Below are 11,634 nucleotides of genomic sequence, written 5' to 3'. Positions count from 1 at the left end.
GATGGATTTCATTCTTCTGGACTACACCACGCTGCGCGTGATCTGGTGGCTGCTGCTCGGCATCCTGCTGATCGGTTTCGCCGTGATGGATGGTTTCGACCTGGGCGTGGGCACCCTGCTGCCCTTCGTCGCCCGCAACGACGCTGAGCGCCGGCTGGTGATCAATACCATTGGTCCGGTCTGGGAAGGCAACCAGGTGTGGCTGATCCTGGGCGGCGGCGCGATCTTCGCCGCCTGGCCGCCGCTCTACGCGGTCAGCTTCTCCGGGTTCTACCTGGCGATGTTCGTGATCCTGTTCGCCCTGATCCTGCGTCCGGTCGGCTTCAAGTTCCGCAGCAAGATGCCCAGCGAGCGCTGGCGCAACACCTGGGACTGGGCGCTGTTCATCGGTGGCTTCATACCGGCGCTGATCATGGGCGTGGCGGTGGGCAACGTGGTGCTGGGCGTGCCGTTCCACTTCGATGACAGCATGCGCATCTTCTACACCGGCTCGTTCTTCGGCCTGCTAATGCCCTTCGCACTGCTGGCTGGCCTGCTCAGCGTGTCGATGCTGGTCGCCCACGGTGCCGCCATGCTGGTGCTGAAGACCGACGGCCCGGTGGCCGAGCGTGCGGCCCGCTTCGGCAGCATCGCCGCGATCATCGCTTTCGTGCTCTTTGCGGTCGGCGGCGCCTGGGTGGCCTTCGGCCTGCCGGGTTACCAGATCACCTCGCAGGTGGTCACCGACGGCGCCACCAATCCGCTGCTGAAGACCGCCGAACTCGGCGCCGCCGGTGGCTGGATGCGCAACTACAGCACGATGCCGGCCACGATCCTGGCCCCGCTGCTCGGCCTGGCCGGCCTGCTGGCCAGTGCGGTGCTGCTGCGTGCCCGCCGCGGCGGCCTGGCCTTCATCGCCTCCGGTGCGGCCATCGCCGGCATCATCCTGACCGTCGGCTTCGCCATCTTCCCGTTCCTGCTGCCGTCCTCGAGCCAGCCCACCTCCAGCCTGACCGTGTGGGATGCCTCGTCCAGCCACCTGACCCTGTGGATCATGCTGCTGGCCACGGCGGTGTTCCTGCCGATCATCCTCGCCTACACCACCTGGGTGTACCGCGTGCTGAAGGGCAAGACCACCACCGAAGAGATGGGCAACAACCCGAACGCGTATTGATTGCTTGCACGTGTGCCGACCAACGGTCGGCACCTACCCGGAATGAAGGAGACTGATCATGTGGTATTTCGCCTGGATTCTCGGTGCCGGCCTCGCCTCGACGGTGGCCATCCTCAACGGCATGTGGTTCGAAGCCCGCGAGCAGAACCGCATCGAGAAAGAAAATCGTCGCTGAGCTGTAAAAAAACCTTGCCGCCTTGGCCTTCACACGGTATCTTAGGCGGCTCCTTCGGGGTGTAGCTCAGTCTGGTAGAGCGCTACGTTCGGGACGTAGAGGTCGCAGGTTCGAATCCTGTCTCCCCGACCACTTCGGTGGTCGCATTGAAGCCTGGTGAAGTCGTCCAGGCTTTTTTGTTCCCTGAAGTGGCACTGCTTCGGCAGTGTGAAGAAAACAGCATTCACCCCTTGCCGCCATCGGGGTGAATCGCTAGAATAGGCGGCTCCCTTCGGGGTGTAGCTCAGTCTGGTAGAGCGCTACGTTCGGGACGTAGAGGTCGCAGGTTCGAATCCTGTCTCCCCGACCACTTCGGTGGTCACCAAGAAGCCTGGAAGACATCACTGTCCTCCGGGTTTTTTTGTATCAGGCACCTGGCCGCCCGCATGACGGGACCTTGCCGGAGCCCGCACGTACAATGGCCGCGCTGCCGGCCCGCCAGCAGCCCCTCCCCCACCTGCCGCTTCGGCGTAGACCGATGCCGGCGCTGCATGCCATTGCCCCGGCGTGCGACACCTGCAAGGACCACCGATGAGTTCCTCCCCTTCCGATTCGCCGTCGCTGCTGCACGGCCGCGTCCTCGCATTCGTCGCGATCCTGCTGGCAGCGATCAACCTGCGCACCGCGGTCACCTCGATCACCCCGCTGCTGGACGTGCTCGGCCAGCAGTTCGGTTTCGGTACCACCATGACCGGCGTGCTGGGCATGCTGCCGACCGCGTCGTTCGCACTGTTCGGCGTGGCCACGCCGGCACTGGCGCGGCGCCTCGGGCTGGAGCGCACCACGCTGCTGGCGATGGTGATGGCGATGGCCGGCCTGCTGCTGCGTTCCAGCGCCGGCAACGTCGGCACGCTGCTGTTGGGTTCGGTGGTGGCACTGGCCGGCATGGGCATCGGCAACGTGGTGGTGCCGCCGCTGGTGAAGCGCTATTTCGCCAACAAGGTCGGCACCATGAGCACGCTCTACATCAGCGTGCTGCAACTGGGCACGATGCTGCCGGCACTGCTGGCGGTGCCGGTGGCCAACGCCGCAGGCTGGCGCGTGTCGCTGGGCATGTGGGCGCTGCTGGCGCTGGCTGCCGCACTGCCGTGGCTGGTGCTGGCCACGTGCGCGCCGAAGCCGCAGTCCGACGCGTCCGATCCGACCGCGCAGCCGCATGGCAAGGTCTGGCGCACGTCACTGGGCTGGAGCATGACGCTGATGTTCGGCATGACCTCGCTGATGACCTACTCGATGTTCACCTGGCTGCCGCGCATCGTGGTCGAGGCCGGTGGCACGCCCGCGTTCGGTGGCGTGATGGTCGCCGTGTTCTCGGCGCTGGGCCTGCTGCCATCGCTGGTCATTCCGTCGATGGCGGTGCGCATGCAGAACCCGTTCCCGCTGGTGCTGATCGGCTTTTTCTCGTTCGTGATCGCCTTCACCGGCCTGCTGCTGGCACCGATGAAGGCCCCCCTGCTGTGGGCCTGCCTGCTCGGCGTCGGCCCATCCACCTTCCCGCTGGCACTGACCCTGATCAACCTGCGCACCCGCACCCCGACCGGCTCGGCGGCGCTGTCCGGCTTCATGCAGGGCGTGGGCTACAGCTTCAGCTGCCTGGGCCCGTTCCTGGTCGGCTGGCTGCACACGGTCAGCGACGGCTGGACCCTCCCGTTCAGCTTCCTGTTCGGCTGCGCCGCCCTGATGCTGTGCGCCTCGTGGGTGGCCTGCAAGCCGCGCAAGCTGGAAGATCTCTGGTAAGCCACGTCGGGCCCGCAACCGGGCCCACCTACCATTCGTCAGCCCGTCTGCGCATTTTGACGCCGGGCTGACAATTCCGGGCGGATAGTGCCCACGAATGCCCATCCTTGCCGCGTGCCGGCATCGGGCATGGGGGCGGCAGCGCCGCCCGGGCCACCACTCGGTGTGCGGGGGACTTTCGTTTCAGACAAGACATCGCAGGTCGCTGTCCGGGTTGTATCCGTCTTCGCTGGGCGGGAATGCACGAAGGGAGTGACGCGGGCCACGGCCACGCCAAAAGCTGGCATGTGATGTGCGTCACATTTTTCAGGTTGTCTGGTTCGGAAGCCAAGGGGGTCCCCAATGGTTGTCCACCGCCGGCTGGCGCTCTGCGTCGGCCTTGCCTGCACCGCCCTGGCCTGGGCCAGCGGCGCTGCCCCGCCGGACCGCGAAGCAGCGTTGGCCGAGATCGGCCGCTATCGAGACCAGGCGCGTTGGCTGGACGCCCTGGGCGCGATCGAGCGCGCCAGCCAGCAGCAACCCAACGACGACCTGCTGTTCAAGCTGCGCGTATTGACGCTGGGCGACATTGGCAACGCCTGGCGTGCGTGGGAGCTGTACCAGCAGCGCCCGCAACTGTTCGACGCTGCGCAGAAACAGCGCCTGGAAGGCGACTACCTGGCCAAGCTGGTGGTCTGGAGCCTGGCCTACAGCAGCAGCGAGGACAGCCGCCTGGAAGAAGCCGAATCGACCCTGGCCCGCATGCAGCGCTACCTCGGCGGCGAAGGCACCCCGCCCTCGCAGGCACCACTGCGGATCCGCATGGACCGGCTGATCCTGCTCAACCGGCTGGGCCGCCATGCACAGGTCCGCGAGGAAGCGCGGGCACTGCAGGCCGAAGGCCACACCCTGCCCGACTACGTGCTGCCCGCAGTGGGCGATTCGTTGATGGGCACCCTGCACCCGGAAGAAGCCATCCCGGTGCTGCAGGCGGCCGTCGCTGGCGACCCGACGCGCGACGCCTCGCATTCGGAACTGGCTTACGCCTACCTGGAAAGCGAGCAGCAGGAAAAGGCCATCGACCTGCTGCAGGCATGGCGCGACAAGGAGCCGGCGTGGCGCTGGAGCAACGGCAAGTCGCCGTACGCGAACTGGTCGCGCTACGAGGCCGATCTCAACCTGGCGATGGTGCGCGCCTACAGCGGCAACCTGCACACCGCGCAGCACGACCTGGAGTCGATGGTCGAGATCGCACCCGGCAACGGCGGGCTGCAGAGTGCGCTGGGCAGCGTCTACATGATGCGCGGCTGGCCACGCCGGGCGCTGCAGCGCCAGCAGATGGCACACGCGCTCGATCCGCGGGACATCGAACCGCGGCTGGGCATGGAAGAGGCCTATGTCGCCCTGCAGCGCGACGACCTGGCGCGGCCGCTGCACGATGACCTGGTCGCACGCTACCCCACCCAGCCGGCAGTCGAGCGCATGGACCAGGCCTGGCGCGCGCATCGCGGCTGGCAGCTGAAGGCATGGACCGACATCGGCCGCAGCTCCGGGGGCGCTGGTACTTCGCCCCTGGGCAACAACGACCGCCACTACGGCGTGGACGTGGAGACGCCGATCCTTGATGACCGCTGGCGGTTGTTCGCCCTCGCCGACCGTCGCGTGACCGACTTCCAGGACCAGCGCATCGATCCCCTGTGGCTGGGTGCGGGCGTGCGTTACCGCTTCGGGCAGCTGGATGCGGAAGCGGCGGTCCTGCGCGCCAACGATCACATCGGCGACACCGGCCTGCGCGTCGGCGTCGGCTGGCAGTTCAACGATTCCTGGCACGCCGGCGTGGTGGTCGCACGCAATGACCCGGAGGCCTCGATGCAGGCGCGCGCGGCCGGCATCACCGCCGACAGCGTGAGCGCACAGGTGGACTACCGGCGCAGCGAGCTCACCCACTGGACGTTCGGCGCGAGCCGCTTCCGCTATGACGACGGCAACCACCGCGAGCTGTTCGGCACCAGCGTCCAACAGCGCCTGCTGACCCGCCCACGCTGGCTGGTCGATGGCCTGGCCAGTGCCTACACCAGTCGCGGCAGCCGCGATGATGCGCCTTACTTCAACCCGAAGCGCGACCGCATGGTCGAGATCGGCCTGCGCATCGACCAGCAGCTGTGGCGGCACTACGAGCGCCACTTCCGGCACCGGCTGACCGTCTCGCTGGGCGACTACTGGCAGGACGGCTTCGGCAGCGCGTTGGTGCCGTCGGTGTCCTACATGCACGAGTGGCAGCTGGGCCCTGGCCGCGTGTTCGAGTATGGCGTGCGGTGGTCACGACCGGTCTACGACGGCCATCGCGAGCGCCATATCGGCTTCGAAGCCGCATTGCGCTGGGGAGACTGACATGGCCCGCTTCCTGCGACTGATCGTGCTCCTGCTGCTGGCCTGCGTGCCACCGGCGTTCGCGCAGCAGCCCCTGCATCTTGATGCGATCGACAACGGCCTGCTGATCCTCAGCTACCACGACATCCGCGACAAGGTGGCCGCCAAGGGTGATGCCGATTCCTATGCGGTGAGCACGCAGAACTTCGCCGCGCACCTGGACTGGCTGGGCGCGCACGGCTACCACCCGGTTTCGCTGTCGCAGCTGATCGAGGCCTCGCAGGGCCGCGCCACGCTGCCTCCCAAGCCGGTGCTGCTGACCTTCGACGATGGCCTGCGCAGCGTCTACGACAAGGCGTTCCCGCTGCTGCAGGCCTACCACTACCCGGCCCTGGTGGCGGTGATCACCGATTACGTGGACATGGCACCGGGCCGCACCATCGACTACGGCTACCGCCCGTTCGGCCATGATGACTTCGTGACCTGGGCGCAGCTGAAGCAGATGCACGACAGTGGCCTGATCGAAGTGGCCAGCCATACCGACGACCTGCACCACGGCGTGCTTGCCAATCCGCAGGGAAACTCCACGCCCGCCGTGGTCACCCGCATCTACACCCCGGCCACGCGCAGCTACGAGAGCGGGACACAGTATGAGCAGCGCCTGCGCACTGATCTTTCGCGCAGCGTGCAGCGCATCCAGCAGCACCTGGGCGTGCGCCCGCGCGCCATCGTCTGGCCATATGCCGCGTACAACCAGTTGAGCAACGACATCGCCGAGCAGCTGGGCATGCCGGTTTCGTTCGACCTGGAAGGCCGTAGCACGCCAGTGGCCAGCGACCTGCACGGGCTGGCACGATTGCTGGTGAGCAACAACCCGACCGTGGAAGGCCTGGCCTACGAACTGCGCCGTGACGTGGCGCTCGATGGCATCCGCGCCCTGCAGATCGATCTGGATGACATGTATGACCCGGATCCAGCGCAGCAGGCACGCAATCTCGATGCATTGATCGAGCGGGTCAAGCGCATCGCGCCGACCCATGTCTATCTGCAGGCCTTTGCCGACCCGGACGGCAACAACACCGCCGGTGCGCTGTATTTCCCGAACCGGCACATGCCGATGCGGGCGGACCTGTTCAGCCGCGTCGCCTGGCAGCTGAAATCCCGCGCGGGCGTGAAGGTCTACGCGTGGTTGCCAGTGCTCGGCTTCGAACTGCCCGACCCGGAGCAGCGCAAGGTGCTGGCGATCCGCAATGGGGATGCCGACGGCATGTACCGGTTGGATTTCACCAACCCGAAGGCCAGGCAGATCATGCTCGACATCTACGAGGACCTGGCGGTCAATTCCTACTTCGAAGGCCTGCTTTTCCATGACGACGGCTACCTGCGCGACACCGAGCTGCCCGCCCTGGCGGCCGGCGAAGATGGCAGCGCACGTACCCAGGCACTGATCGACTTCACCCTGGCCCTGCGCAACAGCGCGCAGCGCTGGCGGCCGAAACTGGCAACGGTGCGCAACCTGTATGCCGAGCCGGTACTCCGCCCGCAGAGCGAAGCCTGGTTCGCGCAGCGCCTGGACCTGTTCAACAAGGCCTACGACCAGACGGCGCTGATGGCGATGCCGTGGATGGAAGGCAGCAGGCACCCCGAGCGCTGGCTCGACCAGTTGCTGGCCGCGGTACGCGCGCACGACCCGCAGCTTCAGCACACGCTGTTCGAGCTGCAGACCGTCGATTGGCGCAGCGGGCAGCCGATTCCCGCCGGGCGCCTGCGTGCGCAGATCCGCCAGTTGCAGGCGCAGGGCGTGCACCACTTCGCCTGGTACCCCGATGACTTCATCGCCGACCAGCCCTCCACCCGCGATGCCCGCGCGGCAATGTCCGCCGGCAACTTCCCGTACCCGGAGAAGTGACGTGGACATGCATCCGCTGCTGCAGGTCCTGTTCCAGTTCGCCTTCTACTACCCGATGGTGATGGCGTTCTTCTGGATGTCCGGTGGCCTGTACTACTACTTCCGGCGCGAGCGTCACTCACGTCCGCGCAACGATCCGCCCTTGATGATCGCCCCTCCCTTCGCGACCTTGCTGGTGCCCTGCCACAACGAAGCAGAAAACCTGGACGACACGCTCACTGCGGCGCTGGCCCAGCGCTACCCCGCCGATTACGAAGTGATCGCCATCGACGATGGCAGCAGCGATGACACCGGCGCACGGCTGGATGCGCTGGCGGCAAGGCATCCACGGCTTCGCGTGCTGCACCTGGACCGCAACCTGGGCAAGGCCAATGCGCTGCGCATGGGCGCACTGGCCGCACGCTCGGAGTACCTGGTGTGCATCGATGGCGATGCGATGCTGGAAGAGCATGCACTGCACTGGATGGTCTGGCACCTGGTCAGTGGCAACCGGGTCGGTGCGGTCACCGGCAACCCGCGCATCCGCAACCGCTCCACCCTGCTCGGACGCCTGCAGGTGGCGGAATTCTCCTCGATCATCGGCATGATCAAGCGGGCACAGCGCGTGTATGGCCGCATCTTCACCATCTCCGGCGTGATCGCCGGCTTCCGCCGCACTGCCCTGCACCAGGTCGGCTGGTGGTCGGATGACATGGTGACCGAGGACATCGACATCAGCTGGCGCCTGCAGCGCGCGCACTGGGACATCCGCTACGACCCCAATGCGCTGTGCTTCATCCTGATGCCGGAGACGCTCAAGGGCCTCTGGCGGCAGCGCCTGCGCTGGGCCCAGGGCGGCGTGGAAGTGATGCTGCGCCACGCGCGCTCGCTGCTGCACTGGAAAGAGCGGCGCATGTGGGGCGTGCTGCTGGAGTACGTGTTGAGCGTGGTCTGGGCCTACACGATGCTGTTCATCGTGCTGCTGTGGGCACTGGGCAAGTTCATCGAGCTGCCGCCGCAGCTGCATATCGCCAGCCTGCTGCCGGAGTGGCATGGCGTGATCCTGGCGCTGGTCTGCCTGCTGCAGTTCGCCAGCAGCCTGATCATCGACCGGCGTTACGAAACACAGATTGGACGCAATTACTTCTGGGTCATCTGGTACCCGATGGCGTACTGGCTGATCAGCCTTTCCACCACCCTGGTGGCGCTGCCCAAGACGCTGCTGCGCCGTCGCAGCAAGCGCGCCACCTGGACCAGCCCTGACCGGGGGATCCGATGAACGCGCAACGCCCGTCCAACCGCTTCGACTCGCGGATGATCCGCAAGCCGCATCGCCAGCCACACTTCCAGCGCACGGCCTGGGGCTTCGTCACCCTGGCGTTCTGGGGCTTCTACTTCTATCTGTGGGCCCCCCTGGTGACCCTGCTCTCGTGGTTGATCGGTGGCCAGCTGGCCTGGCGGCAGCTCTACGAACGGCAGAACCAGTTCGACCCGTACGTGCTGGTCGCGCTGCCATTGATGCTGCTGTGCGCCAGCGTGCTGCTGATCGCCTGGGCCGAGTACAACCGCGCCCGCTTCCGTGGCCGCGAACGCCGCCTGCCGCGGCCCCTGGCCAGCCTCAACGAAGTGGCCGCCGATCTGGGCGCCAGCACCGGGCTGGCCGAACGCCTGATGGGCTGCAAGGCCGCCACGCTGCACATGGATGATCACGCACGGCCGGTCGGAATCCGCCGCGAGGTGGTGTAACCCGACGACCTGGTAGCTGCCGACCTTGGTCGGCGCTTGGGCCTGGTAGCTGCCGGCCTTGGTCGGCACCGGGGTTTGCCGCGAAGAGCATCTACGCGCGGCGTGGATCCACTTATGTACGCGTCTGCCCTTCGCCGCGCACGACAAATCGTTCAACGGTGAGGGCTTCCAAGCCCATCGGGCCGTAGGCGTGCAGGCGCGTGGTGGAAATACCGATCTCACTGCCCAGGCCCAGCTGGCCACCATCGGAGAAGCGCGACGAAGCGTTGACCATCACCACCGCCGAGCGCAGCGCGTTGACGAAGCGCTCGGCGTGGCCGGTGTCCTCGGTGGCGATCACTTCGGTGTGGTCGGAGGTATAGGTGCGGATGTGCGCGATGGCTGCATCAAGATCATCGACCACGCGCACCGCCAGCACCAGATCGAGGAACTCGGCGGCGTAATCCTCCTCGGTCGCCGCCGTGCTGCCCGGCAGCAACGGCTGCGCCTGCGCATCGGCGCGCAGCTGCACCCCACGCTCACCCAGCGCCTGCGCCACGCGCGGCAGGAACGCGTCAGCCACGGCGCGGTGCACCAGCAGCGTCTCCAGCGAATTGCACGCCGCCGGCCGGCTGCACTTGCCGTCCACCAGCAGGTCGATGGCCTTGCCGAGGTCGGCGCTGGCGTCCACGAACAGGTGGCACACCCCCTTGTAATGCTTGATCACCGGCACGCGCGCGTGCTCGGCCACGAAACGGATCAGGCCTTCGCCGCCACGCGGAATGGCCAGGTCGATCAGCTCATGCAGCTGCAGCAGTTCCAGCATCGCCTCGCGGCGCAGGTCGGTGAGCACGGTCACCGCCGCCGGCGGTACGCCGTTGGCCTTCAATGCACCGGCCAGCGCCTGGGCGATGGCGGTATTGGAGTGGATCGCTTCGGAACCACCGCGCAGGATCACGCCATTGCCGGCCTTCAGGCACAGCGCGGCGGCTTCGGCCGTCACGTTCGGGCGCGCCTCGTAGATCATCGCGATCACGCCCAGCGGCACGCGCACCTTCTGCACACGGATGCCGTTGGGACGTACGTCGTCGCGCGTCACCTGGCCGACCGGGTCAGGCAGCGCGGCCACCTCGCGCACCGCCTCGGCCATCGCGAACAGCCGCGGCGGGTCCAGTGCGAGGCGGTCGAGCATGGCACTGCCAACGCCCTTGTCGCGCGCGGCGGCGAGGTCGCGTGCGTTGCCGGCCAGGATCAGTCCGGCATTTACTTCCAGGGCCTGCGCCATCGCCAGCAGCAGCGTGCGTCGCGCCGCACTGTCTAGGCCGGCAACGATCTGCGCTGCATCACGGCAGGCGCGCGCCTGGGCTTCGATTTCGCTCATCGGGGTGTCCTTCAAACCGGTCATGGCAGCACCAGGTCGTCACGATGGACGACGCTACCACCGTAGTTGTAGCCCAGCACGGCCTGGATGTCGCGCGAATGATGGCCGGCGATCCGGCGCACGTCGTCGGCCGCGTACTGGCTGACGCCGCGGGCGACACAGACACGCCCCTGCGGTGCGATCCAGCACACCTGCACCATGTCGCCGCGGCGGAATGCCCCCTCGGCAGCGGTGATGCCGCCGGGCAGCAGCGAGGCGCCCTTCTCCCGCATCGCCTGTGCCGCACCGGCATCGACGACGATCGCGCCCTCGGCCAGCGGCGCGTGCCGCAGCCAGTGCTTGCGGGCAGCCTCGCGGCTGCGTGCGGCGTGGATGCGGGTGCCGAACAGGCGGTCCTGCGCCAGCGCGCGCACCACATCGCTGCTGCGGCCGTTGAACAGGTAGGTCTCGATGCCGAGGCGGCCTGCCTTGGCCGCCGCCTCCAGCTTGGTACGCATGCCGCCGGTGCCGGCGCGCGAGCCGGCGCCGCCGGCCATCGCCAGCACATCGTCACTCAGTTCCGGCACGTCGTGCAGTGGCCGCGCGTCGGCCACGGTGCGCGGATCTGCGCTGTACAGGCCGTCGATGTCGGTGGCGATGAACAGTGCATCGGCATCGACCAGCGCGGCCACGGTCGCGGCCAGGTTGTCGTTGTCACCGAGCTTGAGCTCGTCCACCGATACGGTGTCGTTCTCGTTGACCACCGGCAGCGCACCCAGCCGCAGCAGTTCGCTCAGCGTGGCGCGTGCATTGAGGTAGCGGCGGCGGTTGCGCAGGTCGTCGTGGGTCAGCAGCACCTGCGCCACCGGGCGCTCGAAGAAGCGCTGCCAGAGCCCGATCAGCTGCGCCTGGCCGAGCGCGGCCAGGGCCTGCCGCGCCGCCATCGCCGCACCGGGTTCATCGGCCCGCGGCAGGATCGCGCGCCCCGCCGCAACCGCGCCGGAGGAGACGATCACCACCTCGCGCCCAGCCAGTACGTTGGCGGATACAAACTGGGCCAGGCCCAGCGCGTGGCGTGGCGACAGGCCGCCACCATCGGCCGCCAGCAGGCTGCTGCCAACCTTCAGCACCGCACGCCGCCATGGCGGCAGCGCCTGTTGCGGGAACGGCGAAGCGACGGTGGCGGCGTGCACGGTCATCGGTCAGGG

Annotated in this window: 9 protein-coding genes and 2 tRNA genes; 9 read left to right on the top strand and 2 right to left on the bottom strand. The window is 67.4% G+C overall.

Going from position 1 to position 11,634, the window contains the following annotated elements:
- Position 1 precedes the first annotated feature (1 nt).
- The 9 genes from cydB (at position 2) to pgaD (ending at position 9,087) form a co-directional block, all read left to right on the top strand.
- On the top strand, positions 2–1,153 hold the full coding sequence (cydB, locus tag J3A72_RS09905) for a cytochrome d ubiquinol oxidase subunit II (RefSeq protein ID WP_014647773.1): 1,152 nt from the start codon (positions 2–4) through the stop codon (positions 1,151–1,153).
- A 58-nt stretch (positions 1,154–1,211) separates the two neighbouring features.
- Complete coding sequence (gene cydX / locus J3A72_RS09900; RefSeq protein WP_005410354.1) at positions 1,212–1,328, top strand: cytochrome bd-I oxidase subunit CydX; 117 nt, start codon at positions 1,212–1,214, stop codon at positions 1,326–1,328.
- Between the two features lie 55 nt (positions 1,329–1,383).
- Positions 1,384–1,460, top strand: a tRNA-Pro gene (locus tag J3A72_RS09895).
- A gap of 140 nt (positions 1,461–1,600) precedes the next feature.
- Positions 1,601–1,677, top strand: a tRNA-Pro gene (locus J3A72_RS09890).
- Between the two features lie 221 nt (positions 1,678–1,898).
- On the top strand, positions 1,899–3,104 hold the full coding sequence (locus J3A72_RS09885; protein ID WP_075076329.1) for an MFS transporter: 1,206 nt from the start codon (positions 1,899–1,901) through the stop codon (positions 3,102–3,104).
- A 342-nt stretch (positions 3,105–3,446) separates the two neighbouring features.
- Positions 3,447–5,474, top strand: coding sequence for a poly-beta-1,6 N-acetyl-D-glucosamine export porin PgaA (gene pgaA, locus J3A72_RS09880; protein ID WP_075076328.1), 2,028 nt, complete (start codon positions 3,447–3,449; stop codon positions 5,472–5,474).
- A 1-nt stretch (position 5,475) separates the two neighbouring features.
- On the top strand, positions 5,476–7,362 hold the full coding sequence (pgaB, locus tag J3A72_RS09875; protein WP_209572011.1) for a poly-beta-1,6-N-acetyl-D-glucosamine N-deacetylase PgaB: 1,887 nt from the start codon (positions 5,476–5,478) through the stop codon (positions 7,360–7,362).
- A gap of 7 nt (positions 7,363–7,369) precedes the next feature.
- On the top strand, positions 7,370–8,620 hold the full coding sequence (gene pgaC / locus J3A72_RS09870) for a poly-beta-1,6-N-acetyl-D-glucosamine synthase (protein WP_169410987.1): 1,251 nt from the start codon (positions 7,370–7,372) through the stop codon (positions 8,618–8,620).
- Positions 8,617–9,087 carry a poly-beta-1,6-N-acetyl-D-glucosamine biosynthesis protein PgaD gene (pgaD, locus tag J3A72_RS09865; RefSeq protein WP_014647778.1) on the top strand — a complete coding sequence of 157 codons (471 nt, stop codon included), beginning with the start codon at positions 8,617–8,619 and terminating at the stop codon, positions 9,085–9,087. Before pgaC ends, pgaD begins: the two co-directional genes overlap by 4 nt.
- A gap of 112 nt (positions 9,088–9,199) precedes the next feature.
- On the opposite strand, the gene J3A72_RS09860 is transcribed toward pgaD, so the two are convergent.
- Together J3A72_RS09860 and proB are read right to left on the bottom strand one after the other, a co-directional pair.
- Positions 9,200–10,471, bottom strand: a complete 1,272-nt coding sequence (locus J3A72_RS09860) for a glutamate-5-semialdehyde dehydrogenase (protein ID WP_014647779.1) — start codon at positions 10,469–10,471, stop codon at positions 9,200–9,202.
- Positions 10,468–11,625, bottom strand: coding sequence for a glutamate 5-kinase (gene proB / locus J3A72_RS09855; protein ID WP_053495084.1), 1,158 nt, complete (start codon positions 11,623–11,625; stop codon positions 10,468–10,470). The genes J3A72_RS09860 and proB overlap by 4 nt, the downstream gene beginning before the upstream one ends.
- Positions 11,626–11,634: the final 9 nt, after the last annotated feature.

The sequence above is a fragment of the Stenotrophomonas sp. PvP093 genome, assembly GCF_017876915.1.
Lineage (GTDB): Bacteria > Pseudomonadota > Gammaproteobacteria > Xanthomonadales > Xanthomonadaceae > Stenotrophomonas > Stenotrophomonas muris.
Note: the sequence above shows the minus strand (reverse complement) of the source record. Positions and strands in the feature narration are given on the sequence as shown.

Bases quoted from the DNA above. Each gene is read 5' to 3' on its own strand.
- cydB (WP_014647773.1), top strand. From the start codon at position 2: ATGGATTTCATTCTTCTGGACTACACCACGCTGCGCGTGATCTGGTGG.
- cydX (WP_005410354.1), top strand. From the start codon at position 1,212: ATGTGGTATTTCGCCTGGATTCTCGGTGCCGGCCTCGCCTCGACGGTG.
- J3A72_RS09885 (WP_075076329.1), top strand. From the start codon at position 1,899: ATGAGTTCCTCCCCTTCCGATTCGCCGTCGCTGCTGCACGGCCGCGTC.
- pgaA (WP_075076328.1), top strand. From the start codon at position 3,447: ATGGTTGTCCACCGCCGGCTGGCGCTCTGCGTCGGCCTTGCCTGCACC.
- pgaB (WP_209572011.1), top strand. From the start codon at position 5,476: ATGGCCCGCTTCCTGCGACTGATCGTGCTCCTGCTGCTGGCCTGCGTG.
- pgaC (WP_169410987.1), top strand. From the start codon at position 7,370: ATGCATCCGCTGCTGCAGGTCCTGTTCCAGTTCGCCTTCTACTACCCG.
- pgaD (WP_014647778.1), top strand. From the start codon at position 8,617: ATGAACGCGCAACGCCCGTCCAACCGCTTCGACTCGCGGATGATCCGC.
- J3A72_RS09860 (WP_014647779.1), bottom strand. From the start codon at position 10,471: ATGACCGGTTTGAAGGACACCCCGATGAGCGAAATCGAAGCCCAGGCG.
- proB (WP_053495084.1), bottom strand. From the start codon at position 11,625: ATGACCGTGCACGCCGCCACCGTCGCTTCGCCGTTCCCGCAACAGGCG.